Consider the following 26,143-nt stretch of genomic DNA (forward strand, 5'->3'; position numbering starts at 1 on the left):
CTAAACTCTCTAATTCTCCTCAAGCCCTTTCAGCGCGTCCTGAATTAGATCATTTTCATAGCCTTTGCTCATGAGGAAGTGGGTAAGCTTCTGGCGGCGGGCGAAAGGGTTCTTTTCTTTTTCGGTGGCGTTCTTTTTCTCCAGCAGGGCAAGTAAATTCTGCTCGTATATTTCCAGGTCGATTTCTTTCAGCCCTTGTTTGATGCAGTAATCGGAGATGCCTTTGCTCTTAAGGCCCTGCATGATCTTGCGGCGGCCCCACTTCTTAAGGCCATACTTGCCCCGCACATAACTCTGGGCATAGCGCTCCTCGTCGATCAGCTTCTCCTGCCCCAGCCGCACGATTAGCTCTTCTACGTCGTCTGGTGCTAAGCCGTACGTATATAGCTTGTCTCGCACTTCCTGCTGTGTCCGCTCCTGGTAGGCACAGTAGGCAGCCGCTTTGATCAGGGCTTCTTTGGGAGTATGAAATTTCTGTTTCTTTTGTCGCTCCAAAATCATCGTGCTTGTTACTCAAATATAACACCTATAACCAAAGCAGAGTTGCCTTTTTAAGTTAGAGAGTAGAAGGAGTTTGGGAGTTAGAAAGTTAAAGCGTTAGAAAGTTGTGGCGCTGCAACTCTAGTTTTAGTGCTAGCAATCGAGCGGCAAAACGCTGACCTTTGTGGGATGAAGCTATCCAGAGGAGTACGGTACATGCTGTTGGCCACGTTTTTCTTTTCGCTGATGAACGTATGTGTCAAGCAGGTGGCGCATATACCGGCGGTGGAGGTGATCCTGTTCCGCTCGGCCGTGTCGCTGGTAATGAGCGGGGCGGTGCTGCTGCGGCAAAAGGTAAGCGTTTGGGGCAACCACCGGAGGCTGCTGCTTACCCGTGGACTGGCCGGTGCGCTGGGGCTGGTCTTTTTCTTCGTGACGCTGCAACACATTCCGTTGGCCACAGCAGCTACCATCCAGTATTTGTCACCCATTTTCACCACCATCCTCGGGGTTTTTATTGTGAAGGAGCGGGTGAAGCTTTGGCAATGGGTGTTCTTCGCTGTATCATTTGCAGGGATTCTGCTCATCGAGGGGGTAGATGTGCGCGTTTCGCCGCTGTACCTGGGCTTGGGTGTGGCCGGCGCTGCCTGCGCCGGGCTGGCTTATAACATGATCCGCAAGCTAAATACGCGCGAGCACCCGCTTGTAATCGTGTTTTACTTTCCGCTGGTGGCGCTCCCTTTTTCAGCACTTTACGCCCTTTTCAACTGGGTACAACCGGTGGGCTGGGATTGGCTCATTCTTATTTCCATTGGCGTGCTCACACAGCTGGCGCAGTATTTTATGACGATGTCGTACCAGTCAGAGGAACTCTCGAAAGTAGCAAGTCTTAACTATGTGGGTATCTTTTACGCGCTTGCCTTTGGCTTTATCTTCTTTGAGGAGGTATTTAGCGTCGGCTCATATGTGGGGATGGCGCTGGTGCTGGCGGGGGTACTGCTAAACATCCGCTACAAAAGTCGCCAGGCAAAACAGGCAAGTATGGCCCTCGCGACAATGCCTGCTGAGAAAATAAACAAGTAAGCAGTAGAGCGGATCGTTTTCCGCTGGCAGGCTTTAAGAGAGGAATTTTGCAGCTTTCGGTACCGCTTTTGCGCCGAGAGCAGATGAGAAAGCATAAATTGCCTACTTTTACGTTAGGAAAATACCATATTCAGTTTAGAACCCCGAAAGCCTGCACTTTATACATGCGCCCTTACCTGTTGCTGCTCCTGTTTTTCCTGCTGCCTCTGCTGAGTATGGCGGGCATCCTGCGCGGGCGCATCACCGATGAGAAAGGGCAGGGCCTGCCTTTTGCCAGCATCTACATCGCTGAAACGGCAAGCGGCACGGCCTCGAACGAGCAGGGAGCATACCAGCTGCAGCTAGCGCCGGGCACCTATACCCTGGAGTTCAAGTATGTGGGCTACCGCGCTACAACCGAAACAGTAACGATTGGCGAGGGTGCGCAGGAGCTGAATGTGCAGCTGCTACCGGAGGTGCTGAACCTGAGAGAAGTAGTAGTGCGGGCTGCCGATGAAGATCCGGCCTATGCCATTATGCGCAAAGCCATCCGCCTGCGCAAATATCATCAGAACGAGGCAAAAGCCTGGAGTGCCCGCGTGTACATGAAGTCTGTGGGCCGCATGAACAAAGTGCCGGGCAAGGTGCTGGGCATGCGGGTGGTGGATGTGGATACGGGCATTGTATACTTGTCAGAGTCGGTGTCGGAGTTGAGTTTTAAACAGCCGGACAAGGTGCATGAGCGGATGATCTCGAGCCGGGTGAGCGGCCAGAAAAAAGGCTTCAGTTTTAACCAGGCCTCCGAGATGAACATCAGCTTTTACGATAACCTGCTAAAGGTAGAGGGATTGAGCCAACGCGGTTTTGTGTCGCCGCTGGCCAATAATGCCTTTCTCTTTTACCGCTACGAGTACCTGGGTGCTTTCCAGGAAAATGGCCACACGATCAACAAAATAAAAGTTATTCCGCGCCGTAAACACGACCCGGTTTTCTCGGGCAACATCTACATTGTAGACGGCAGCTGGCGCCTCCACAGCACCGACCTGCGGCTCACGAAAGAGGCGGGGATTGATTTTGTAGATTACATCCGGGTGCGGCAGGTGCTTGCGCCGGTGGCCCAGAACGTGTGGCTGCCGGTATCGCAGCGCTTCACCTTTGCAGGTGCCGGCCTTGGCTTTGAAGGCAGTGGCTATGTAACCGGCGTGTACTCTAACTATAAAGTACAGCCCGCCTACAAAACGCCGCCCAAACTGGAGGAGGTGGAGCCGGAACCCGTAGCCGATGCTGCTGTGGCAGAGGCAAAACCAGCCAAAAAGCCAAAGTTAAAGCGGGTTGCACCGCAGGCGGTGCAACCCGATGTGCAGCAGCCTATTCACAGCAAGAAATTGTTCAGCAAAGAGATCCTGGTGGTGGATAAGGAGGCTAATAAGCGCGACTCAGCCTATTGGGCCGCGGTACGGCCGGTGCCGCTCACGCAGGCCGAGGTAAAGGACTACCACGAGAAAGATAGCCTGGAGGTGATTAAAAATTCGCGCCCCTACCAGGACTCGCTGGACCAGGTGCGCAACAAGCCGTCGTTTGGTAGTTTTTTGATGGGTGGTTATACTTACTCCAACTCATTTGAGCAAAAATATTACCGCTTTGACCCACTGGTAAGCCTGACGGGTGGACCCAGCATTTTGCAGTATAATACCGTAGAGGGCGTGGTAGCCGATGTGCGGGTGGCGTATACCCGGCGCTTCGAAGACCGCCGCTTTTATATGATTGCGCCGGAAGTGCGCTACGGCTTCTCCAACGAAAAGCTGAACGCTCGGTTGCAACTGAGCTACCGCTACGACGCCATCAAAAATAGTACGATATCAGTAGAGGGCGGCCATTTTGTAGAGCAGATCAACAGCCAGAATTCCATTTCACCGTTTATAAACTCGGTGTATACCTTGCTGGTCGGTCAGAATTATATGAAGCTCTACCAGCGCGACTACGGCCATGTAAGTTACCGCAGCGAACCCTGGAACGGCGTGTTTGTGAGCGGCAGCCTGGAGTATGCACACCGCATGCCCCTTCAGAATACCACTAGTTATACTTTGCGCGACAACGAGGAAAGCAGCTTTACATCCAATGTGCCGGAGAACGCAGAACTGCCGGATGCGGGTTTTGGGCCGCACGAGGCGCTGACAGCGGCTTTCAATGTGAGCGTACGGCCAGGGCAGGAGTACATCAGCCGCCCTGACGACAAGATTAACCTTGGCTCCAGGTACCCGACGATCAGCTTCGGCTATCGTACCGGCCTCAAAGTCTTAGGCGGCGATACCCGGTTTAGCACGGCTGCCTTGCGCGTAAGCGATGAGGTGGATTTTGGCTTATTTGGCAGCAGCCGGTATAGCTTTACGGGTGGTACCTTCTTCGGTAAGTCACATATGTACCTGCTCGACTACCGCCATTTTAACGGCAATCGCACTTTCTTTGCTGGTACTTACGAGGGCTTTCAACTGCTCGACTATTACCGCTACAGCACCAACAACAATTACCTGGAGGGGCATTACGAACACCATTTTAACGGCTTCCTGTTCAACAAGATCCCGCTGTTCCGGCGCCTGAAATGGCAGGAGGTGGTGAGTCTTAATTACCTGAATACCCGCGAATCGAAGAACTACCTGGAATTGGGACTGGGCGTGGAGCACATCTTTAAAGTATTGCGTGTGGATTTTGTGACGTCATTTCAGCAGGGCCAGAAAGCCCGGGCAGGCGTGCTGGTCGGCTTTGGTTTCTAAGCTTTATTAATTTATTAACCCGGCCTATTTTCTTCAGAATTTCGCTTTTTAAGCAGTTCTTTAGTGCACCACACCCCGTAGCTAACCATCTGCTAACTCCGTCTACAGGCAAATACCTCATGCTGCCTTTATAACCTATTGGACCGCTGAACGTTAAAAATAGATTAAGACTAAACTAAAACTGATATGAAAACAACAGCACATATAATCAAAACAGGAATAGCCGTGGCTTTTGCCGCAGTAGCTGGCTTTGGCTGCAACGGCGACAGGCCAGCATCCAATCCAACGGATGATACCAGCACTTCGGAAGCAATTGTAAATGAAACCGATGCCGAACACCTGCAACAGCCACAAAACGCGCTGGACGAAGATACTACCGACAACGACACCACCTCCGTCGGATTATAGAAGCCATCGTGCAAGTATAACGGTATAGAACAGGCCGTACCATACTACTGGTGCGGCCTGTTTTCATGTCACGTGTTTGGTTATGCCCACAGGCGGAACAACCAGCCTGTTCTCACTTTATCTGCGTCCTTTCCCTTGCGGGTTATAGGTTATCATGGAGAAAAATGTGTGCGATTCTGACAGGTTGCGACCAACCTTCAAACAATAGCATCAGCTTTCTAACCCTTTAACTTTCTAACTTCTGAACTTCTCCGCCTATCTTTGGCCAAGTATAAACCTGTAGTCATGCTAACGTTTCAGCAGCTTTTCTCCATTACCCATGCCCAGATGGTGCAGCTCGTGCAGCTACAACCCGTGGTGCACTTGCTCACGGATAGCCGCAAGCTCTCGCAGCCGGCAGGCACAGTGTTCTTTGCCATTTGCGGCAAGTATAACGATGGGCACAAGTACCTGCAGCAGTTATACAGGCAAGGCGTTCGGATGCTGGTGGTGGAGCAAGGCAGGCCAGAGGAACTGACACAGCAATTTCCGGAGGCAAGTATCCTGAAGGTAGTGAGCAGTTTAGTAGCGCTGCAGCAGGTGGCGGCGTGGCACCGGCAACAGTTTCATATTCCGGTAATTGGCATTACGGGCAGCAACGGCAAAACCATCGTAAAGGAGTGGCTGGCGCAGCTGCTGAGCCCCGACGAGCTGGTGGTGAAGAGCCCGCGCAGCTACAACTCGCAGTTGGGCGTGCCGCTGAGCGTGTGGCAAATCAACGCCAGCCATACCTTGGGCATTTTTGAGGCGGGCGTTTCGCAGCCGGGCGAGATGGCGAAGCTGCAGCGCATCATCCAGCCCACCGCAGGCATTTTTACCAACATCGGCCCCGCCCACGACGAGGGCTTTGCCACGCGCGAACAGAAGGTGGCGGAGAAGCTGCAGCTGTTCCGGGAAGCGGCGCTGCTGTTTTACTGCGCCGACCATACGTTGGTGCGGGAGGCGGTGGAGACGCAGGGCATCAAGTCTTTTACCTGGGGCCGCCATACTTCCGCTGACGTAAGTATACGCGCCACGACAGCGGCCGGGCACCGCACCATTGTAGAGTATACTTACCGGGCGGTGCAGCAGCGGCTGGCGGTGCCGTTTACAGATGAGGCTTCGGTGGAGAATGCGCTGCACTGCCTGGCCGTGCTGCTGCACCACCAACTGCCGCTCGCCGACATCCAGGACCGCCTCGACCGCCTGCACCCGGTGGCCATGCGCCTGGAAATGAAGGAAGCCATCAACGGCTGCTATCTCATCGACGACACCTACAACAACGACCTCGGCGGCCTGAGCATCGCGTTGGATTTGCTCGCCAGTCAGCCGCAGCGCAGGCGGCACACGCTCATCCTCTCGGATTTGCTGGAGTCGGGGCTGCCGGAGGAGGAACTGTACGGGCAGGTGGCGGCGCTGGTGCGGGCGCACCGGGTGCAGCGGCTCATCGGCGTCGGCCCGGTCATCAGCAAGTATAGCCAACTTTTCCCTGGCGCTGCATTTTATACTTCCACCGCCGATTTCCTGCAAAACTTTGACGCGGCGGGTTTTCGGAATGAAGTGATACTGGTGAAGGGCGCGCGCGTGTTCGGGTTTGAGAAGATTGTGCAAGCGTTTCAGCAGAAGGTACACGGCACGGTGTTGGAGGTGAACCTCGACGCGCTGGTACACAACCTTAACTACTACCGCGCCAAACTAGCGCCAGGCACCAAACTGATGGTGATGGTGAAGGCTTTCGCCTACGGCAGCGGCAGCTTCGAGGTGGCCAACCTGCTGCAGTTCCACCGCGTGGACTACCTGGCTGTGGCCTATGCTGATGAAGGGGTGGCGCTGCGCGAGAATGGCATTACGCTGCCCATAATGGTGATGAACCCTTCGCCCGACAGCTTCGCCAAGCTGCGGCAGTATACTTTAGAGCCGGAGATATACGCGCTGGAGCAGCTACAGGCCTTCGTGGCGCTGCTGGAGGCGGGAGGTAAGTATAAAATCCACCTGAAGCTGGACACGGGCATGCACCGCCTCGGTTTTGTAGCAGAGGATTTTGAGGCGCTGTTTGCGTTGCTGGCGCAGTACCCGCAGGTGCAGGTGGTAAGCGCCTTCAGCCACCTGGCCGGTGCCGACGAGGCGGTGCATAACGATTTCTCCCAGCAGCAAATCGCCACGTTCCGACGTATGGCGGCCGCCGTAGAGGCGCAGCTGGGTTACCCGGTGACGAAGCATATTCTCAACTCGGCGGGCATCGTGCGCTTTCCGGAGCACCAGCTGGACATGGTGCGGCTGGGCATCGGCCTGTACGGCGTGGAGGCCACGGGTGCGGAGCAGGAGGCGCTGCGGCCGGTGAGCACACTCAAAACCACGGTCTCGCAGGTGAAACATATAAAAGCAGGTGAAACAGTAGGCTACAGCCGCAAAGGCGTGGCCGAGGCCGCCAAAACCATTGCCACCATCGCCATAGGCTACGCCGATGGCTACGACCGCCGCTTCAGCAACGGTGTGGGTCACGTGCTGCTGCACGGTCGCCGCTGCCCCCTTATCGGCAACGTGTGTATGGACATGTGCATGGTAGACGTGACAGGGCTGGAGGTGAAAGCAGGGGACGAGGCGGTGGTGTTCGGTCCGCAGCTCACGCTGGTGGAGCTGGCCAGGCAAATCGGCACCATCCCCTACGAGCTGCTGACGAATGTGAGCACGCGCGTGAAGCGGGTGTTTTATGCGGAGTAGGTGGATGAACTGATTGGGGTGAAAATAAAGTATAAGGCTGCTGTCAGGTAGATATATTATACTCTTCTGGCGCAAGCGTTAGCTTGTGTCCTATCTCCTCCTGCACTGTATCACTATTTTGTTTTCTAGATTTCGTTTTCTAGCTGGCAGGCGCCAGAAGAGTATGTTCGTAAAGCCTGTTTCCAAAGATGAGATTTATCATTGTATGGTAGCAGCCTTTGCCAGTACCTTTGCACAAATCCATTTCCATGGGCTTGTCTGCACATTTCCCTAAAACTTTTGCTTTAAAGTTGAACACCTTGTAACTTGCAGTTGTTTATAAGCAGTCTAAATAAAAACAACGAGCGGTGCGAAAAAGGGTAGTAGAGCAGAATGCGCAGAAAAGCGTGCGCGACCTGAAGATAGGAGAACGCGGAACGATTTGTTGCCTCTCGGACCCCGAAATGGGCCTGAAGCTGCTGGAGATGGGCTGCATCCCAGGCACGGAAGTGAAACTGAACAGCCGCGCCCCCTTCGGCGACCCTATCACCATCATTGTAAACGATTATACGCTTTCGTTGCGCTTGGACGAAGCCGAAACGATACTACTGAAGAAGTAACCTCTCTGAATGACTACCGCCACGATTCAGCCACACGAAGTGCAGGCCCGGCAGGCCGCAGTTCCGCCTTTGGTCTCCAAAGTAGCGCTGATCGGCAATCCCAACTCCGGCAAGTCCTCGCTGTTTAACCAACTGACGGGCCTCAACCAAAAGGTCGGCAACTTCCCGGGCGTGACGGTAGACAAGAAAACGGGCTACTGCCAGCTTTCGCCCACGCACAGGGTACAGATCATCGACTTGCCCGGCACCTATAGCCTGTACCCCAAGTCGCTGGACGAGCGCGTGATCATCGACCTGCTGTACGACCCGGAGTCGCGGCACTACCCGGATTTGGTGATTGTGACTGCCGATGCCTCTAACCTGAAGCGCAACCTGTTGCTGTACACGCAACTGGCTGACCTGAAGATTCCGGCGGTGCTGGCCCTGAACATGGTGGATGTGGCCGAGCAGGAAGGCGTGAAGATTGACGTGCCGGCCCTGCACCGGGCGCTGGGCGTGCCCATTATTCCGATGAACGCCCGCAAGGGCATCGGCGTGGCGGCGCTTAAAATTGTGATGTCGCAGCAGTTGGAGGCGCCCAACGTTAGCTTCTATGAGCTGCCGGAGGAGCTGCGGCCGATGGTGCAAAACATCCGCGCGCGCTTTGGCCTGCGCAACGACTACCAGGCGCTGCACTACGCGCATCAGTATAAAAGCCTGAAATTTCTGTCGGAGGAGGACGTGGCCTGGCTGGAGGAGCAGCGGAGCGCCGTTGATTTCCACTCCAACGCGCAGCAGGCCAACGAAACTATCGCCCGCTATACCCGCATCAACGAGCTGCTACTGGATGTGGTGCGCGTGGAAAAGGTGGATAAGGACGAGAAGTTCAGCAACCGCATCGACCAGGTGCTGACGCACAAGGTGTTCGGCTACCTCATCTTTTTCGCGGTGCTTTTCCTCATGTTCCAGGCCATTTTCGCGTGGGCCAGCTATCCCATGGACCTGATAGACCAGGGCGTGGCCAGCCTGAACAGCCTGATACAGCACAACTTCAGCGGTCCGCTGGTGGATCTGCTCACCGAAGGCATCATAGCCGGGCTGGGCGGCGTGCTGATATTTGTGCCGCAAATTGCCATTCTGTTTGCCTTTATCGCCATATTGGAGGAAACCGGCTACATGGCGCGCGTGACCTTTATGATGGACAAAATCATGCGCAAGTTCGGCCTGAACGGCAAAAGTGTGGTACCGCTTATCTCGGGGGTGGCCTGCGCCGTGCCGGCAATTATGTCGGCCCGCACCATCGAGAACTGGAAGGATCGCATGATCACCATCTTCGTGACGCCGCTGATGAGCTGCTCGGCCCGCATACCCGTATACACCGTGCTGATTGCGCTGGTGGTGCCGGAAAAGTATTACTTCGGCGTGCTGAACCTGCAGGGGCTAGTGCTGATGGGCTTATACCTGATAGGCTTTCTGGCGGCTATCTTCTCAGCGCTGTTGCTCAAAACCATACTTAAGGCCCGCGAGCGCAGCTACTTCATCATGGAGTTTCCGGTGTATAAGATGCCGCGCTGGAAAAACGTGGGCATCACCATTGTAGAAAAGTCTAAAGCCTTTGTGTTTGAGGCGGGTAAAGTGATTGTAGCCATTTCGGTTATACTTTGGGTGCTGGCCTCCTACGGCCCCGGCAACCGGCTGGAGCAAGCTAAGCAGCAAGCCGTGGCCGAGGCCAAAGTGCAAAACCTGACCGAGCGGCAGACGGAGAACCGGATCGCTTCCTACCAACTGGAGAATTCCTATGCTGGCATCGTGGGCCGTACGATGGAGCCCGTCATCCGCCCGCTGGGCTACGACTGGAAAATCGGTATTGCGCTGCTTACCTCCTTTGCCGCCCGCGAGGTATTTGTCGGCACCATCTCCACCATCTATAGTATAGGCGAGGAGGGTGATGTCTCCACCATCAAAGAAAAGCTGATGTCGGAGAAGGACGCCAACGGCGATCCATTCTTCACGCCGGCGCGCGGCTTCTCGCTGATGGTGTTTTACCTGTTTGCCATGCAGTGCGTGAGCACCCTGGCCATCGTGCGCCGCGAAACTAAAAGCTGGATGTGGCCGCTGGCGCAGTTGCTGTACATGAGCGGGCTAGCTTATGTGATGGCCTTTATCACGTATCATCTCTTTAGTTGAAATCCCTTCTAAGCTCAGTGCAATTTCCCCTTACTTAATCCGAATTAAGTAAGGGAACTACTACTTTATAGCATAGATCTCGTATAGCCATACATCAAAATCAGGTATCTTTCTTAATAAGAGCCATTTAGCTTCTAAGGATGTGAGTGCTAAAATGTAAGTGGTTGCCTGACAGATTTTTAGATGTTTATGGTGCATGAGGGATAAAGTGAATTGCGGCTGAACTTCCAAACATTTGTTAGGAGAGTATTTGCTAAACTAAAACATATTTAGTAAACTTGAATTATCACTCATTTTAATTAGAGCGTTTCATGAAGAAAACTGTACTATTAAATGTGTTTAATCAAAGCCTTTTTTCCCATTCTCTGATATATGCTTTAGGTTCCTCTTAAGCGGTTTTAAAAAGATGTTCTACTTGTAACCGGCCTAAGTCAACCCGCTAAGAAGTATGCTAAAGTACAGCCTGCATCTACATCTTAGCAATGTAAAACATAACGCGCCGGTTATAGAGAGCTCCTCAAAGCCTGTGTATAAATGCGGTCGTAAGACTGAAGCACGTACACAAACAGCTTTAAATTAAGTGCTGGCTGCTCTGTGAGCATCATTTTAACGGACGTTCGTACCAAGGCCGACTATTTACAACACTAATCTAACATTGCTTCTCCGTAAGGTATGCTTTAGGCTGCCTTGTAATTTTTAATAACCATTAAACACTTACCTTAAACAAACAGCACAATGAAGAAAATTTTATTTCTGAGCTTCTTGCTGGTGACTGCCCTGCTGCAACAGGCCATGGCCCAAGTAAGAACCATCACCGGTAAGGTGACGGATGCTTCCTCTAATCAGCCGCTGCCAGGCGTTACAGTTCTGGTAAAGGGTACTACTGTGGGTACTGCTACCGATGCAGATGGTACTTATACTTTGAATGTTCCGGATGCCGGTAATACACTGGTATTCAGATTCGTGGGTTATCAGACCACAGAGAAGACCATTGGCAATGCGAATACAGTAAACGTGAGCCTGCCGCTGGATACCAAGCAGTTGAGCGAGGTAGTAGTAACCGCTTTGGGTATCGAAAGAAACAGAAACGAACTGGCTTACTCTGCCCAGCAAGTGGATGCCGAGCAGATTACCCGTACCAGAAACGCCGACTTCGTGAACTCGCTGTCTGGTAAAGTAGCTGGCCTTGACATCAAGACAAACAACACGATGGGTGGATCTACCAACGTGATCATCCGTGGTTATTCCTCTATTACAGGCAATAACCAGGCGCTGTTTGTGATTGACGGTGTGCCGGTAAGTAACGCCAACAACAACTCTACCGACCAGACAACTGGCCGTGGTGGTGCTGACTTCGGTAATGCTGCGGCAGACTTAAACCCAGACAACATTGAGTCGGTGAACGTGCTGAAAGGTGCGGCAGCGACAGCGCTGTATGGTTCCCGCGCAGCAAACGGTGTTATCATGATCACTACAAAAAAAGGTGCCAAAAACAGCCTGAACGTTAGTATTAACAGCGGCGTTACTTGGAGCCAGATCGATAAAAGCACGTTTGTGCGCTATCAGAATGAGTATGGCGCAGGTTACGGCCCTTACTTCCAGGATGATGTTGACCTGGGTAGCGGCCCCGGCCCGGCAGTAGTGTTCCAGGACGATGCTTCATATGGTAACCCTTTTGATCCAAGCCTGATGGTTTACCAGTGGGATGCACTGGATCCGTTCTCGCCAAACTACGGCAAAATGACTCCATGGGTAGCCGCTAAAAACGGTCCGGCTACTTTCTACGAAACAGGTGTAAACTCAAACCAAAGCGTTGTAGTAAGCGGTGGTGGAGACAAAACCACGTTTAACTTAGGTTATACCCGCAACGACATTAAAGGTAACCTGCCAAACAGTACTATTGACAAGGACCTGTTCAACTTTACAGGATCTTACGATGCTACTAAGAAGCTAACGGTAAGTGCTTCTGCTAACTACTCCCGTACCGTAGGTGTGGGCCGGTATGGTACAGGTTACGACAGCCGTAACCCGAACCAGCAGTTCCGCCAGTGGTTTGAAACCAACGTGGACCTGCAGCAGCAGAAAGATGCTTACTTCAGAAACCACCAGAACATTACCTGGAACTGGAGCGACAATACTGGCTCAGGTCCTATCTACTCTGATAACCCATACTGGTCACGTTACCAGAACTACTCTAACGACAGCCGTGATAATATCTATGGCTATGTAACGGCTAACTATAAGTTTACTGACTGGTTTAGTGTAATGGGCCGTGTGACAACCAACACGACCTACGACTTCCAGGAAAACCGCATTGCTATTGGTAGTGCTGACGTAAGCGAATACAGCCGCTTCAACAGAACCTTCAACGAAACCAACTATGACCTGTTGCTGAACTTCAAGAAGGACATAAACGAAGACTTTGGCTTTACAGGTTTATTGGGTACTAACATGCGCAGAAGCCATATGAGCTCAATCTTTGCCAGCACAAATGGTGGATTGGTTGTTCCTGGATTATACTCGCTGTCTAACACGCGTAGTGCTGTGGAACCTCCTGTTGAGAAGTATGAGCGTGTAGGGGTAGACGGTATTTTTGCCGATGCAACCTTCGATTACAAAGACGCCCTGAACCTGGAACTTACCTTACGCCGCGATGTAGCCACTACACTGCCTGCCGATAACAACACCTATTACTATCCGGCTATAGCTGCTAACTATGTGTTCTCTAACGCGCTGCAGTTGCCTTGGCTGTCACATGGCAAGATCAGAGCAAACTATGCTGAAGTAGGTAATGCTGCACCAGCCCTGAGCTTGCTGGATGTGTATGATACCCAAACCGGTTTTGGTTCTATTCCGATCTTCTCGCTGCCAAGCACTAAAAACAATAACGAACTGAAGCCTGAAAGACAGAAAAGTTATGAAGCAGGTGTGGAAGCAGACTTCTTCAACAGCCTTTTCGGTTTCGATGTAACGTTGTATAAGTCTATTACTTCAGACCAGATCGTACCGGTAAGTACAACAGCTGCCAGTGGTTACACTCGTAAGTATGTAAACTCCGGAGAAGTAGAGAACAAAGGTATCGAGGTTACCGCTTTTGTAACACCAATACAAACAGGCGATTTTACCTGGAACATCAACCTGAACTTTGCCCGCAACAAGAACGAAGTACTTAGCCTGTATGGCGAAGGTGAGAATGCTGTGAAGAACCTTACTTTGGCCTCGTTCCAGGGTGGTGTTTCGCTGAACGCAGCCGTAGGTGAGCCTTATGGCGTGATCAGAGGTACAGACTTTATCTATACCAACGGTCAGAAGACTGTAAACGCCGATGGTTACTACAAGCGCACCAGCAAAGCCGACATCATCATCGGTGATCCGAACCCGGACTGGACAGGTGGTATCAACAACACACTGACCTACAAAGGACTTTCATTAGGCTTCCTGATCGACATTCGTCACGGTGGTGATATCTTCTCGCTGGACCAGTGGTATGGCGAAGCCACAGGCCTGTATGACAAAACTGCTGGCCTGAATGGCAAAGGCAATCCATCACGTTTGCCAGTTGCAGATGGCGGTGGTATCCTGCTGCCAGGTGTGAAAGAAGATGGCACTCCGAACGATATTTACGCTGAAAACCAGGACGGCAACGGCCTGACTCCTTTTGGATATGCTGCCAATAATTATGCGGGTGATCCGTTGAAAATGTATGTATTTGATGGTAGCTTCGTGAAATTGAGAGAAGTAGCACTTTCTTACTCACTTCCTCAGTCACTGATCGGAAAAGCAGGCTTCATCAAAGGTGTTGATCTGCAGTTGATCGGTCGTAACCTGTGGATCATTCACAAAAACATGGAGTACTCTGACCCTGAAGAAGGCCTTAGCTCAGGAAACACAGCAAGAGGTTATCAGAGTGGCGCGTATCCGGCTGTTAAGACCTACGGATTCAACGTTAAGTTAAATTTCTAAGAAGCAGAAAATGAAAAAAGTAATTATATGTTTATTCTCGCTGTTGCTGATGGCATCATGCGCAGATAATCTGGATGATTTTAACGTGGACACGAAGAGTCCCACGAATGTGCCGCCTGCCACGCTGTTTACGGGAGCGGTAAAAAATCTGACAGATGTATTAACAACTCCAAACGTTAATACCAACAACTACCGTTTTTACGTGCAGTACTGGACATCAACCCAGTACCTGGATGAGCCAAGGTATAACATGACATCGCGCCTGATCCCACAGAACATGTGGAACACGCTTTATCGTGATGTACTGGCAGACCTGAAGGACTCAAAAAGAATAGTACAGGAAGATGAGATAACTCCAGAGAAGGTGAAGAGCAACGAGATGGCTCAGATCGGCATCATGGAAGTATACGCCTGGTCTGTGCTGGTAAATACATTTGGTGATGTTCCTTATTCAGAAGCACTTGATTCGAATAATCCTTTGCCAAAGTATGATGACGCGCAAACCATTTACAACGACCTGCTGACACGCCTGGATGCATCCCTGGCTATGATCAACACCGATGCTGCTGGTTTTGAAGAAGGCGACGTACTATATGGCGGCGATATGAGCAAATGGGTGAAGTTTGGTAACTCGCTGAAACTGGAGATGGCGCTGACGTTAGCAGATGTGGACGCAAGTAAAGCCCAGACGCTGGCACAAGAAGCTGCAGATAAAGTACTGGAAAGCAGAGAAGATAATGCTGCCTTCGTATACCTGCCTGCACCACCAAATAACAACCCGGTTTCGCAGAACATAAATCCGCTGTTCACTTCCAGAAAAGACTTTGTAGCTGCCAATACATTGGTAGACATCATGAATACCCTGGAAGACCCAAGAAGACCCGCTTACTTTACGCAGGTAGATGGAAAGTACATCGGTGGTAAGTATGGTTTTCAAAATGCCTATGCTAACTTCTCAACTGTAAACCCAACCATTACAGATCCGACCTTCGAGGCGCTGCTGATGAGCTACTCTCAAGTAGAGTTTATGCTGGCAGAGGCTGCCGCAAGAGGATACACTGTGCCTGGTACTGTGGAAGAGCATTACAACAACGGCGTAACCGCTTCTATCCTGTATTGGGGTGGAACAGCGGCAGAAGCAGCTGCTTATCTGGCACGGCCTGCTGTTAACTATGCCACCGCTGCCGGCGACTGGAAGCAGAAGATTGGTGTTCAGGAGTGGATCGCCCTGTATAACCGTGGCTATGATGCCTGGTTAACCTGGAGAAGACTGGATGCACCAAACTTGTTGCCACCAGCCATTGAAGGCTCAGAGCAACTGATTGTGCCTACCCGCTTGATCTACCCTGTTAATGAGCAAACGTTGAACGGTGCAAACCGTGCAGCTGCAGCTACAGCTATAGGTGGTGATAAGAGCAGCACGCATCTGTGGTGGGATGTACAATAAATAGCTTTTAACTTGAAAGAATAAAGTAGCTACCGCTTGGTAGTCTGCTACAAGTATAAAAGGCCTCCGGACACCGGAGGCCTTTTCTTTTACCACAGGAGCCATATGCTTTGAGGAATGTAAAAGAATAAGATCTCCTCCTTTCTTTGCCACTGCCGACATGCGCTACCTGCTGCCGCAGCGGTAATTTTTTTGTCTATACTATGTTTAGTATATTTAAAAGCAAAAGCCTTTCTAACCTGCTCCCGATGCACCCACGATATATTTTACTGTTGCTACTGCTGTTACTCGTGTTAGAGAGCAGGGCGCAGGAACGCCAGCAGACGTATAAACTGTCGGGTATTGTGCGCAACAACTGGGGCGTTAGGCTGAAAGATGCTTTTTTGGTCATCAGTCCGGGAGCGAAGGGGCTAAGCACCGACAAAGACGGCTATTATACAGTGCAGCTGCCGGAAGGTACTTATACGATAGCATGCCAGTATATCGGAATGGTGCCGTTTAAACAAACAGTGCGCCTGGATAAAGACGTGGTGCTGGATGTGCAGCTGGTGGAGAAGAATTTCAACCTGATGCAGGTGGAGGTAACCGCTAAGCCAAGTATGAGCGTCAACTCCACAGGTATGGGCAGCAGCTATATCGACCAGAAGCTGCTAACGCGCATGCCGAAATTGCTGGGCGAAGCGGATGTGCTGCGCTCGGTATCGGCACTGCCGGGGGTCGTGAATGCGGGCGAGGGAACCTCCGGCTTTTACGTGCGCGGCGGCAGTGCCGACCAAAACCTGGTGCTGCTCGACGATGCACCCGTGTTTAACGCCAACCACCTGTTTGGTTTTTATTCTGTCTATAACCCGGATATACTTAAAAGTTATGTGCTGTACCGTAGCGGCACACCGGCCCGCTACGGCGGCAGAATTTCTTCTATACTGGATGTAAGTATGGAAGATGGCAACACGGACAAGATGCGCTACCAAATAGGTTTGTCGCCTATTACAGCCAAGTTAAGTATGGATGGCCCCATCTCGCCGAAAGTAAGTATGCTGGTGGCTGCCAGAGGCGCTTACCCGGATTACATCCTGAAGATGTTTCCTTCCAAAAATATCAAAAACAGCTCCGGCTACTTTTATGATGGCAATTTTAAGCTGAAGTATAGGCCCGGCAAAAACGATAACCTCAGCTTTTCAAGCTACTACAGCGCCGATGGCTTCAAATTTCCGTACGACACCACCTACCACTGGACCAACAAGCTCGGCACCCTGAAATGGAATCACCTGTTCAGCGATCAATTTGCGGGTACCGCCACACTGGTGAAAAGCGTTTACCAGAACACTGTGGAGGGCGTGGGTATCGGCGAAGAGTTTAAGCTGAACTCCGGCCTGGATTACTCGCAGGCAAAGCTAGACTTCGGCTACTTTGGCCAGGAAAACCATCAGCTTGACTTTGGCGCATCCGCCGCTTTGTACGACATACAGCCCGGCGACCTGGTACCGCACGGCACCTCCAGCCTGAACCGCCGCACCCTGGAGCGCGACAAAGGGTATGAATTTGCCGTGTATGGCAACGACGAGATAAAGCTGAGCCAGAAGCTGTCGGTATCAGTGGGGCTACGAGCCACGCATTACCGTAAAGTGGGACCTTCGGCAGTATACCTGTATGCAGATGGAGAGCCGAGGAGCGAGCTGACGGTGTACGATACCCTACAGTATGGAGCTGGTAAAACGATACAGGTATACCAGGGGTTAGAACCGCGCCTGTCTGTTAAATACTCCCTGTCTGACCAGGCCGCGCTGAAGGTGGGGCTGAGCCGGACCCGGCAATACATTCAGCTTATTTCCAACACTGCTGCCATTACGCCGGTAGACATGTGGAAGCTTTCAAACAAATACATCAAGCCACAAATGGCCGACCAGCTGTCAATGGGCTATTTTTTCATTCACCCGGAAAACCGCTATGAGTTTAGCTGGGAAGTATACTATAAAAAGCTATACAACCAGTTGGACTACAAAGATGGCGCCGTGTTGCTGCTGAACCCCACGCTGGAGGCAGACCTGCTGACAGGCAGCGGCTATGCTTACGGCTCGGAGTGGATGCTGAAAAAAGACAAAGGGCGGCTGACAGGATGGGTAAGTTTGAGCTATGCCAGATCGTTTCGGAAGATAAAAGGCGACACGCCCGAAGAAACAATTAATGGCGGCAAGGCCTACCCCTCCAACTATGACAAGCCCATTAATCTGAACATTTTTGCCGATTACCACCTGTCACCTAAATGGAAGGCATCCACAACCTTCACCTATACTACGGGCAGGCCTATTACGGCATCAGACTCCTGGTACTGGTACCAGGATCAGATTTATGCCAATTACGCCGGCCGCAATCAGGAGCGCATGCCGGATTACCACCGGCTGGACGTGGCCTTAACCCGCGAAATCATCAAAACCAAGTACGCTGAGTATAGCGGCGGCATATCGGTGTACAACCTGTATGGCCGAAAAAATGCTTACTCTACCTTGTATCAGCACTACTATGGTGAGCCGCCAAGCGCCTATAAATTATCCATCATCGGCGCCCCCATCCCTTCGGTCAACTTTAATGTTAATTTCTGATGTATATGAGACGGGTTTTGTTTTTGGGGCTCCTGCTCCTGGTAGGGTGCATCGATCCGATAAATAACAAGCAGAATAAGCCGGCAAAGCACCTGGTGGTGGAATGTAGCTTTACGAACGAAGCCAGCCTTAATTATGTGCGGCTGAGCTATTCGCAACCTTATCCTTCGCCATACAATGGGTTTGAGGAGAATGCAACAGTTTCAATATCCAGCACAGAGGGGGAGAATTACCTGTTTACGTACGCCAAAGCCGGCTATTATTATCCCGTTGGCGGAAGTGAGGCGCGCGGAATGGTGGGCCATACGTATACTTTGAACATTGCTGCCGGCGGAAAGCACTATCAGTCCAAGCCGGTAATGCTCAGGCAGCCTATTCCGATAGATGCTATTCATTTTGAGGTAGATGAGAAGACGTTTGCTTTTAAGGGAGATCGCTTGGCGCAGCTGCTGCCCGGGTACAACGTATTGGTAGATTACCAGGACCCGGCAGAAGCGGGCGACTTCCTCCGGTGGTCTTTTTCGACCGAGTATGAGGTGCTGACACAGCCAGAGGAGTTTATAAATCCGTTCAATGGCCTGCCTGCCCCGAAAGATTGCTGCTCGCAGTGCTTTCTCAAAGAAGAGCTGCAGCAGCTTAAAGTAGCCGACGACCGGCTGACCAATGGAAGAACGGTTCTGAATCAGAATGTATTATTTATACCTTTTGAAAGGTACCTGGGAGTGAAAAACAAGCTGAAAGTATACCAGCATACGATCACACAGGAAGCTTACGATTATTTCCGTATTCTGGTGCAGCAAAAGGAGAACACCGGCACCGTATTCGATGCACCGCCTGCAGAAGTAAAAGGAAACATATTTAATATGAATGACGCGGGAGAGCAGGTGATCGGCTTCTTCGATGTGTCTGGGGTAAGTATGAAGGAAATTACGATCCTGCGACGCGATATAGATTACCCCATCATTCCGTTCCACTTTGCGGATGATTGCCAGATGCTGGAAGGTGCCACTAAAGTAATGCCGCCCGGATGGTAAGCTTTCTCAGCCGTTCAAAGCGCCTTCTCACATCAGGTATAGCCTACTGATAGATCAGGAATACCGCTGGCTGTTTGTGGATGTCGGGTAAGTGGCCGTGCCACTGCTGGATAGTTTTGGTTTGGATAAACTCGTGCTCCGGTGAGGTGATATTGGCGGCGATGCAAAGGCGCGTGTCGGGATGCAATGTGGCGAGCAGGTCTTCGAGCAGCTTATTGTTGCGGTAAGGCGTTTCCATGAAGATCTGCGTCTGACGGCGCTGCTGCATCTCTTTCTCCAGGTGGCGCAACGCCTGCAGCCGCTCCCGCTTTTCGATGGGCAGGTACCCGTGAAAGCAAAACTGCTGTCCGTTAAAGCCACTGGCCATCAGGCTCAGAAGTATGGCGGACGGGCCGGCAAACGGCACTACTTTGATGTTCTTCTGGTGCGCATACTTCACTACTTCGGCACCGGGGTCAGCCACGCCGGGGCAACCCGCCTCCGAAATAATGCCCGCATCTCTGCCTTGCTCCAGCAGCGGCAGCAACGATGCCTGGACCTGTGCGGGCGTTGCATCTTTGTCTACCTGCACGAATGTTAACTGCTCTATCACCAACTCCGGGCAAATGCTTTTCACAAAGCGGCGGGCAGTACGCAGGTTCTCCACAATAAAGTAAGTCAGGTGCTGTACCGTATCCCTTACCTGCGGCGAAATGACCTGTTCGGCTGTATCGTCGGCAAGTATGGTGGGGATGAGGTATAAAGTGCCGGCTTGTTTTGTCATGGCTGCGAAGGTAGGTTATTAATCTCTACTGGCTGATTGTTGCTTGCCTGGATCAGGGTTTTAGGATAAACGATATTCAAAAGCCAGGACGCTGGCATAGAAATTTCTTATGGGAATCTCCTCTACCCTCCAAATCCGAAAGAACTGGGAGGGTAGAGGAGATTTATTGCAGATCCGGTTACAGGAAGTATACTTCGTCATACAGTTCAAACTACAACCAGACCAAAAATCCTGTTCATCCTTTCATCCTGGAAATCCTGCTTCAGCTAGATTAGTGTTCTAAAAAGGTCGTCACCAGGTCGTATACCTGGTCCGGGGCTTCGGCGTGTACCCAGTGGCCTGCCTGCGGTATCGTTTCCACTTCTACCAAAGTAAACAGGTGCTCAATGTTGCTATACAGATCTTCTGGTTTGATGTACCGTGACTTGCCGCCTTTAATAAACAAGGTGCTTTTTCTGAAGGGTACATCAGACGTAACGGCAGCGCTGATCTGGTCATAATTCTTTATGATCGCATCCAGGTTCATGCGCCAACCAAAGCCTCCCTGCTCTTTGCGGTACAGGTTCTTCATCAGAAACAGGCGCACGTCCTCCTCCGATATATACTTGCTTATTTGTGCATCAATTTCACTTCTGCTGGTCATCGTGCTGAAATTAACGGACTGGAGTGCCGCAATGATTTCGTCGTGGTGCGGCGGGTAAGCTTTGGGTGCGATGTCTACAACAATCAGCTTTGTGAGGCGGGTGGGGTAGCGCAGGGCATACGTCATCGCCACTTTTCCGCCCATAGAATGCCCAATAATGGCGGGCGTTGGTATCTGCAGGTCATTAACTAACTCCAGCACGTCGGCGGCCATGGCCTCATAAGTATGTTCGTCGGCATGTGGGGAGCGGCCGTGGTTGCGCAGGTCAATCAGAAACACGTTGTAATGCTCGGCAAAGCGTTTTGCCAAAGTCTGCCAGTTATCTAATGTGCCAAACAGCCCGTGCAGGATCAGCAGCGGCTGCCCGTGGCCCATTTCCTTATAGTGTAGTTTCATATCTTAAGCGTCAATCTTCTATTAATTGGTGTCTGGTTTAACTTACGGAAGTATAGTGGAAGGTGATATTTATACTTTCATGTACGTCTGAAAAGCAGCCGTTTAAAGTACAGCCGGCAAACTACAGTTGCCATGCTAGGCTCTCACCAGGAGCACTTTTGCACTTACTCATCCGCTATTTGCCAGTTTTCAAATTACCTTAATCAGCTGCTCGCCAGTCTGTTGCTTCTTTAGCACACCTAGCGGCTCTAACTGTAAGCCATACTTGGCAAATACCGCCAGCACTTCGTCGCGACCGGCAGGATCTACAGCTACTAAAAGGCCGCCGCTGGTTTGCGGGTCGCAGAGCAGGTGTTTCTGGTCAGGGGTAAGAGCCGCGATTTTGTGGCCGTAGCTGTCGAAGTTGCGGTGTGTACCGCCCGGAATGGCTTTTTGTGCCAGGTACGCCAGCGCTTCCGGTATCACGGGTACTTTGTCTAAGTATACTTCAGCCGCAAGGTTACTGCCTTCGCACATCTCAGAAAGGTGGCCGAGCAGGCCAAAGCCGGTTACATCGGTCATCGCTTTTACCTGTGGCAGCTGCCCTAATTCTGCGCCAATCTTATTCAGCTGCATCATTTGCTGCGGCGCCAGCTGTGCGTGCTCCTCCTTCAGAATGGCCTTCTTCTGCGAGGTGGTGAGGATGCCCACCCCCAGCGGCTTGGTCAGGTATAGCTCGCAACCGGCGGTGGCGGTGTCGTTCTGCTTTAGGTTCTTAATGTCAACCATACCCGTTACAGCAAGGCCAAAAATCGGCTCAGGGCTGTCGATGCTGTGGCCCCCCGCCAGCGGAATTCCGGCTTCATGGCAGATGCTGCGGCTGCCTTCCATCACCCGTTTGGCTACTTCCGGGGGCAGCTTGTCGATGGGCCAGCCTAGTATGGCAATCGCCATCATCGGGGTGCCGCCCATGGCATATACATCCGAAATAGCGTTAGCCGAGGCAATGCGCCCGAAATCATAGGCATCATCCACAATCGGCATAAAGAAATCGGTGGTGCTGATAAGGGCACGGCCCCCGCCGATGTCGTACACGGCGGCATCGTCGCGGGAATGGTTGCCAACCAGCAGGTTCTTCTCTTCGGGGTAGCTGATGTCGGAGTGCAGAATGGCATCCAGCACTTTAGGTGATATTTTGCAGCCGCAACCGGCGCCGTGGCTGTATTGCGTTAGTTTTATGTCTTGCATGGAGGTTTCTTCCATCATTAAAGCAGGTTATGTTGTTTGGCTAGCTGCAGCACTTGTGCAGCATTTTCTTCCGGATCTATTCCTTGCAGCTCAAGCAGGAACAGGTGCTGTTTTTTCTCTAATTCGTGGCTATAAGCTTTGTCGTAGTAGGAGAGGGCGATCTCTACCATCTTCTCCATATCGCCTTCCGCAATGGCCGACAGCGCTTCTTTGGTAGCCAGCCCGCCCAGGCGCTTCTTAATTTTAAGTATGGCCGTGGCCAGAAGTGCTTCGTCTGTGCGGCAGTATTCCTGCGCCAGTTTTTGAATCCGCAGCTTTTGCGGTACCTGCAGCACAATGGTAGGAGAGGCCTGCACCTGGTCGTAGAGCGGTTTAGGCATCACCACCTTGCCGATCGTTATACTTTCGTCTTCCAGCCACAGCGGTTGCTGTTCCTCCATTCTCAGTAGCTCCATCCCTAGCAGGTTCTCGAAATGTTCGGTGCTGGGTTGCGGCGCCATGCCGATGCTTCCGAAAGCGGAGCCTTTGTGGCTGGCCAGCCCTTCTAAATCTATCATTTGCTGGCCGCGCTGTTGCAAGTATGGCAGAAGGTCTGTTTTGCCGCTGCCCGTCAGGCCGCCCAGCACCAGTAGCTTACGTGGTTTGCTGAACTGCTCCTGCATCAGGTGGCGGTAGGTTTTATACCCGCCTTCGAGCAAGTATACTTCAAAACCGGAAAAGCCCAGCAGCCACGCCATGGCACCGCTGCGCATGCCACCGCGCCAGCAATGCACCAGCAGTTCCTTTTTCTTCGCCAGCTTGTCCGCCTCTTTCACAAAAGCCGACATCTTTGGGCCAAACAGATCCAGGCCCAGCAACACTGCCGGGCCGTGGCCCTGCTGCTTGTAAGCTGTGCCAATAACGGCACGCTGGGTATCATCAAAAATAGGAAAAGAGTGTGCCCTTGGGATATGACCCGCCGCATATTCCTGCGGCGCACGCACATCCAGCACCGGCAGTCTTTTTGCTTTGCGGATAAATTCTTCTATACTTATCGGATGTACCATGGGCTATTGTAGCTGGCGCAGGTACTGCTGAATGGTGTTCTCCAGCCCAAAATAAAGCGCATCAGAGATAAGAGCATGCCCTATGCTAACTTCGTCCAGCTGCGGCAGGCTTTCCTTGAGGTACTTCAGGTTGTCAAGGTCCAGGTCGTGGCCGGCGTTAATGCCCAGCTCAAACTCCTGCGCCCGCTTCGCTGCCTGAATGTAAGGGGCAATGGCGCCGGCTTTATTTTGGTGGTATGCCCGGGCATAAGCTTCGGTGTACAATTCGATCCGGTCTGCCTCCACCAGCGCCGCTCCCTCCACCATGGTTTCATCCGGATCAACAAAAATAGAAACCCGGATGCCGTACTCCTGTAAGCTGAGGATGGTCTGCGTCAGAAAGTCTTTGTGCAGCGTGGTGTCCCAGCCGGCGTTAGAGGTAATAGCGTCCGGCGCATCCGGCACGAGGGTTACCTGCTCCGGCTTTATGTCTTTCACCAGCTTCAGAAACTCCGGTGTGGGGTTGCCTTCAATATTAAACTCCGTCGTTACAGCTTCTTTTAAGTCATATACATCGCGGTAGCGGATGTGGCGCTCATCAGGACGCGGGTGCACCGTAATGCCCTGCGCACCGAAACGTTCGCAGTCTTTGGCTGTCTGCACAAGATTTGGCCTGTCGCCGCCGCGGGCATTCCGTAGCGTGGCTATTTTGTTTATATTTACACTCAGCTTGGTCATGGGTATACGTTTTGATATTTCCGGGTATTGTATTACCTATACGTTACTTACGGATGACTAAAGTAAGGGAATTTTGATTAAGAAGTGAAAAGGCGGCCCCGGCAATGGCCGCGTATACAAGGGCAGCCGCCGTTTAAATGGCAGCTGCTCAAACTATAAACACCATTCAACATACAAACTATGACATTAAAAGAACGTGTGGACGCTGACATCAAACAAGCGATGTTGGCCCGTGATAAAGGTCGCCTGCAGGCGCTCCGAAGTATAAAATCGCAGGTGCTGCTGGCTGAAACAGAGAAAGGCGGCGCCGAAAGCATCAGCCAGGACACTGAAATGAAACTGCTCACCAAAGCAGCCAAACAGCGCCGCGAGTCGGCAGAACTGTATGCCAAGCAAGGCCGCACCGACCTGGAGCAGGTAGAGCTCGACGAGTTGGCTGTAATAGAAGAATACCTGCCCAAGCAGCTGGACGAAGGAGACCTGCGGGTGCGCCTCGTTGAAATCATTCAGCGCGTAGGCGCAAGCGGACCTTCGGACATAGGCCGTGTGATGGGGGTGGCGTCGAAAGAACTGGCCGGCCAGGCCGACGGCCGCGCGATATCCCAAATAGCCGGCGAACTGCTTAATAATACTGATTTTTAAAATACTGCTTTCCCTGGGCCACTGTTGGAATGGCTGTGGCCCAGGGTTTGTTATACTACAACCGGTGTTGAAGTATAACCATAGCGGTAGTTTTTAAGGCTTGTGCCGCCTTACGGCGTTTTAACGTATGAGTACATTCGATTTTTTTCTGGCCATCCCGATCTTATTCGGGGCAATTATGGGCTTCCGGAAAGGGCTGCTGCTGGAGTTGGTGTCGCTGGTGGCACTGGTGCTGGCTATACTTGGCGGGCTAAAGTTGCTTGATACGGCGCTGCCTGTGATGGAAAGCTTTATCGGCGATGTGCACGGCCTGCTGCCGTTTGTTACATTCCTGGTGGTGTTCGTCGGCATCATCCTGCTGGTGCGTGTGGTGGGGCTACTGCTAAAAAAGGTGGTGGACTTTACACCTTTCGGCCTGTTTGATAATGTGCTCGGCGCTATACTAGGCGCCCTGAAATGGTGCGTGGCGCTGAGTTTGCTGCTCTATGTAGCCGATCTGGCGGGCATCAGCATCTCTAAAGACACGGCAGCAACATCTGTGGTATACCCGGTCGTACTCAAAACCACACCTTATGCGCTCGACATTCTAAGCTATGTGCTTCCGTTTGTGAAAGCCCTCATTTTCTCGCTCAAACAACACTTTTAGAAGTTAGAGAGTTGGGGATTTAGAGAGTTAGTGAGTTGGTAATTGAAGGATGAGTTATAGGTCTAGTACGCATATAAACACGGAAGTATAAATTGTAACCGAACTGAAGCATTTTCAACTTATACTTCAATTACCAACTTCATCTTTCTAACTCTTTAACTCCCAAACTCTCTAACTCATAAACTCTCCAACTCAACTTGCTTCTCCTGCTCGATAACTTTGATTCCTTTACTTACAACCTGGTAGATTATTTGGGGCAACTGGGTGTTGCAGCGAAGGTGGTGCGCAACGATGTGCCGCTGCAGGAATTAGCAGCTTTGCCGGTTACAGCTGTGGTGCTGTCGCCAGGGCCTGGAGCGCCGCAGCAGGCAGGCAGTATGATGGATGTAATCCGCTCTTACCATGAGCGGGTGCCCATGCTGGGAATTTGTTTAGGGCACCAGGCGCTGGGCGAGTTCTTCGGCGCGAAGCTGGAGAAAGCCATCAAACCAATGCATGGGAAGATTTCGGAAATCATCTGCGAAAAAGATGCAATTTTTGAAGGCCTGCCAACCAGGATGTCCGTGGTGCGTTATCATTCTTTAGTGCTGCGCCACATTCCGGTGAGCATAGTACCGCTGGCCCATACCCAAGAAGGCGAACTGATGGCGTTCCGGCATAAAACGCTACCGCTTTACGCCCTGCAGTTTCATCCGGAGGCCGCCCTGACGACTTATGGGTTGCACATGCTCCGAAATTGGGTTAGTATTGCTAATATTGCAATTTAAAAGAGCCATAAACTTTTAAATAACGAT

19 protein-coding genes are annotated in these 26,143 nt (G+C 51.7%); 13 read left to right on the forward strand and 6 right to left on the reverse strand.

What is annotated here, in order from left to right:
* Positions 1-9: 9 nt before the first annotated feature.
* Complete coding sequence (locus ABDW72_RS15685) at positions 10-501, reverse strand: regulatory protein RecX (protein WP_347159541.1); 492 nt, start codon at positions 499-501, stop codon at positions 10-12.
* A gap of 168 nt (positions 502-669) precedes the next feature.
* Here ABDW72_RS15685 and ABDW72_RS15690 point away from each other — a divergent pair, with 168 nt between their 5' ends.
* From ABDW72_RS15690 to ABDW72_RS15735, 10 genes are all read left to right on the forward strand, one after another.
* Positions 670-1,563, forward strand: coding sequence for a DMT family transporter (locus ABDW72_RS15690; RefSeq protein WP_347159542.1), 894 nt, complete (start codon positions 670-672; stop codon positions 1,561-1,563).
* A gap of 83 nt (positions 1,564-1,646) precedes the next feature.
* Positions 1,647-4,313 (forward strand): DUF5686 and carboxypeptidase regulatory-like domain-containing protein, encoded by a 2,667-nt coding sequence (locus tag ABDW72_RS15695; protein ID WP_347159543.1) that lies wholly within the window; start codon positions 1,647-1,649, stop codon positions 4,311-4,313.
* Positions 4,314-4,499: 186 nt separating this feature from the next.
* Positions 4,500-4,721 (forward strand): hypothetical protein, encoded by a 222-nt coding sequence (locus ABDW72_RS15700; protein ID WP_347159544.1) that lies wholly within the window; start codon positions 4,500-4,502, stop codon positions 4,719-4,721.
* Between the two features lie 285 nt (positions 4,722-5,006).
* Positions 5,007-7,460, forward strand: coding sequence for a bifunctional UDP-N-acetylmuramoyl-tripeptide:D-alanyl-D-alanine ligase/alanine racemase (locus ABDW72_RS15705; RefSeq protein ID WP_347159545.1), 2,454 nt, complete (start codon positions 5,007-5,009; stop codon positions 7,458-7,460).
* Positions 7,461-7,807: 347 nt separating this feature from the next.
* Complete coding sequence (locus ABDW72_RS15710) at positions 7,808-8,059, forward strand: FeoA family protein (RefSeq protein ID WP_347159546.1); 252 nt, start codon at positions 7,808-7,810, stop codon at positions 8,057-8,059.
* A gap of 9 nt (positions 8,060-8,068) precedes the next feature.
* Entirely contained in the window at positions 8,069-10,225 is a 2,157-nt protein-coding gene (gene feoB / locus ABDW72_RS15715; RefSeq protein ID WP_347159547.1) for a ferrous iron transport protein B, read from the forward strand.
* A gap of 735 nt (positions 10,226-10,960) precedes the next feature.
* Complete coding sequence (locus ABDW72_RS15720) at positions 10,961-14,188, forward strand: SusC/RagA family TonB-linked outer membrane protein (protein ID WP_347159548.1); 3,228 nt, start codon at positions 10,961-10,963, stop codon at positions 14,186-14,188.
* A gap of 10 nt (positions 14,189-14,198) precedes the next feature.
* Positions 14,199-15,635: a SusD/RagB family nutrient-binding outer membrane lipoprotein gene (locus ABDW72_RS15725; protein ID WP_347159549.1), complete on the forward strand. Its 1,437-nt coding sequence runs from the start codon at positions 14,199-14,201 to the stop codon at positions 15,633-15,635.
* Between the two features lie 248 nt (positions 15,636-15,883).
* Positions 15,884-18,235, forward strand: a complete 2,352-nt coding sequence (locus ABDW72_RS15730; RefSeq protein WP_347159550.1) for a TonB-dependent receptor — start codon at positions 15,884-15,886, stop codon at positions 18,233-18,235.
* A complete protein-coding gene (locus ABDW72_RS15735) occupies positions 18,235-19,269 on the forward strand; it encodes a DUF4249 domain-containing protein (RefSeq protein ID WP_347159551.1) in 1,035 nt (344 codons plus the stop codon). The genes ABDW72_RS15730 and ABDW72_RS15735 overlap by 1 nt, the downstream gene beginning before the upstream one ends.
* Before the next feature lie 43 nt (positions 19,270-19,312).
* Here the strand turns inward: ABDW72_RS15735 and ABDW72_RS15740 are convergent, their stop codons facing one another.
* The 5 genes from ABDW72_RS15740 to ABDW72_RS15760 all read right to left on the reverse strand — a co-directional run bounded on the left by ABDW72_RS15740 (position 19,313) and on the right by ABDW72_RS15760 (position 24,061).
* Positions 19,313-20,032, reverse strand: a complete 720-nt coding sequence (locus ABDW72_RS15740) for an SAM-dependent methyltransferase (RefSeq protein ID WP_347159552.1) — start codon at positions 20,030-20,032, stop codon at positions 19,313-19,315.
* Between the two features lie 271 nt (positions 20,033-20,303).
* Positions 20,304-21,071, reverse strand: a complete 768-nt coding sequence (locus tag ABDW72_RS15745; protein WP_347159553.1) for an alpha/beta fold hydrolase — start codon at positions 21,069-21,071, stop codon at positions 20,304-20,306.
* Positions 21,072-21,260: 189 nt separating this feature from the next.
* On the reverse strand, positions 21,261-22,298 hold the full coding sequence (selD, locus tag ABDW72_RS15750; protein ID WP_430438159.1) for a selenide, water dikinase SelD: 1,038 nt from the start codon (positions 22,296-22,298) through the stop codon (positions 21,261-21,263).
* Positions 22,299-22,315: 17 nt separating this feature from the next.
* On the reverse strand, positions 22,316-23,344 hold the full coding sequence (gene mnmH / locus ABDW72_RS15755) for a tRNA 2-selenouridine(34) synthase MnmH (protein WP_347159554.1): 1,029 nt from the start codon (positions 23,342-23,344) through the stop codon (positions 22,316-22,318).
* A gap of 3 nt (positions 23,345-23,347) precedes the next feature.
* Positions 23,348-24,061, reverse strand: a complete 714-nt coding sequence (locus ABDW72_RS15760; RefSeq protein ID WP_347159555.1) for a pyridoxine 5'-phosphate synthase — start codon at positions 24,059-24,061, stop codon at positions 23,348-23,350.
* 180 nt (positions 24,062-24,241) lie between these two features.
* Between ABDW72_RS15760 and ABDW72_RS15765 the strand changes: the two genes are divergently transcribed.
* The 3 genes from ABDW72_RS15765 (at position 24,242) to ABDW72_RS15775 (ending at position 26,116) form a co-directional block, all read left to right on the forward strand.
* Positions 24,242-24,703 carry a GatB/YqeY domain-containing protein gene (locus ABDW72_RS15765; protein ID WP_347159556.1) on the forward strand — a complete coding sequence of 154 codons (462 nt, stop codon included), beginning with the start codon at positions 24,242-24,244 and terminating at the stop codon, positions 24,701-24,703.
* Positions 24,704-24,830: 127 nt separating this feature from the next.
* Positions 24,831-25,349, forward strand: coding sequence for a CvpA family protein (locus ABDW72_RS15770; protein ID WP_347159557.1), 519 nt, complete (start codon positions 24,831-24,833; stop codon positions 25,347-25,349).
* Between the two features lie 197 nt (positions 25,350-25,546).
* Entirely contained in the window at positions 25,547-26,116 is a 570-nt protein-coding gene (locus tag ABDW72_RS15775; protein ID WP_347159558.1) for an anthranilate synthase component II, read from the forward strand.
* Positions 26,117-26,143 lie beyond the last annotated feature (27 nt).

Origin of the sequence: Pontibacter chitinilyticus (genome assembly GCF_039748935.1) — a bacterium.
Classification (GTDB): domain Bacteria; phylum Bacteroidota; class Bacteroidia; order Cytophagales; family Hymenobacteraceae; genus Pontibacter; species Pontibacter chitinilyticus.

What these genes read in the sequence shown, in the direction of transcription:
- ABDW72_RS15685 (WP_347159541.1), bottom strand. Translation starts at nt 501, where the DNA reads ATGATTTTGGAGCGACAAAAGAAACAGAAATTTCATACTCCCAAAGAA.
- ABDW72_RS15690 (WP_347159542.1), top strand. Translation starts at nt 670, where the DNA reads ATGAAGCTATCCAGAGGAGTACGGTACATGCTGTTGGCCACGTTTTTC.
- ABDW72_RS15695 (WP_347159543.1), top strand. Translation starts at nt 1,647, where the DNA reads ATGAGAAAGCATAAATTGCCTACTTTTACGTTAGGAAAATACCATATT.
- ABDW72_RS15700 (WP_347159544.1), top strand. Translation starts at nt 4,500, where the DNA reads ATGAAAACAACAGCACATATAATCAAAACAGGAATAGCCGTGGCTTTT.
- ABDW72_RS15705 (WP_347159545.1), top strand. Translation starts at nt 5,007, where the DNA reads ATGCTAACGTTTCAGCAGCTTTTCTCCATTACCCATGCCCAGATGGTG.
- feoB (WP_347159547.1), top strand. Translation starts at nt 8,069, where the DNA reads ATGACTACCGCCACGATTCAGCCACACGAAGTGCAGGCCCGGCAGGCC.
- ABDW72_RS15720 (WP_347159548.1), top strand. Translation starts at nt 10,961, where the DNA reads ATGAAGAAAATTTTATTTCTGAGCTTCTTGCTGGTGACTGCCCTGCTG.
- ABDW72_RS15725 (WP_347159549.1), top strand. Translation starts at nt 14,199, where the DNA reads ATGAAAAAAGTAATTATATGTTTATTCTCGCTGTTGCTGATGGCATCA.
- ABDW72_RS15730 (WP_347159550.1), top strand. Translation starts at nt 15,884, where the DNA reads ATGCACCCACGATATATTTTACTGTTGCTACTGCTGTTACTCGTGTTA.
- ABDW72_RS15735 (WP_347159551.1), top strand. Translation starts at nt 18,235, where the DNA reads ATGTATATGAGACGGGTTTTGTTTTTGGGGCTCCTGCTCCTGGTAGGG.
- ABDW72_RS15740 (WP_347159552.1), bottom strand. Translation starts at nt 20,032, where the DNA reads ATGACAAAACAAGCCGGCACTTTATACCTCATCCCCACCATACTTGCC.
- ABDW72_RS15745 (WP_347159553.1), bottom strand. Translation starts at nt 21,071, where the DNA reads ATGAAACTACACTATAAGGAAATGGGCCACGGGCAGCCGCTGCTGATC.
- selD (WP_430438159.1), bottom strand. Translation starts at nt 22,298, where the DNA reads ATGCAAGACATAAAACTAACGCAATACAGCCACGGCGCCGGTTGCGGC.
- mnmH (WP_347159554.1), bottom strand. Translation starts at nt 23,344, where the DNA reads ATGGTACATCCGATAAGTATAGAAGAATTTATCCGCAAAGCAAAAAGA.
- ABDW72_RS15760 (WP_347159555.1), bottom strand. Translation starts at nt 24,061, where the DNA reads ATGACCAAGCTGAGTGTAAATATAAACAAAATAGCCACGCTACGGAAT.
- ABDW72_RS15765 (WP_347159556.1), top strand. Translation starts at nt 24,242, where the DNA reads ATGACATTAAAAGAACGTGTGGACGCTGACATCAAACAAGCGATGTTG.
- ABDW72_RS15770 (WP_347159557.1), top strand. Translation starts at nt 24,831, where the DNA reads ATGAGTACATTCGATTTTTTTCTGGCCATCCCGATCTTATTCGGGGCA.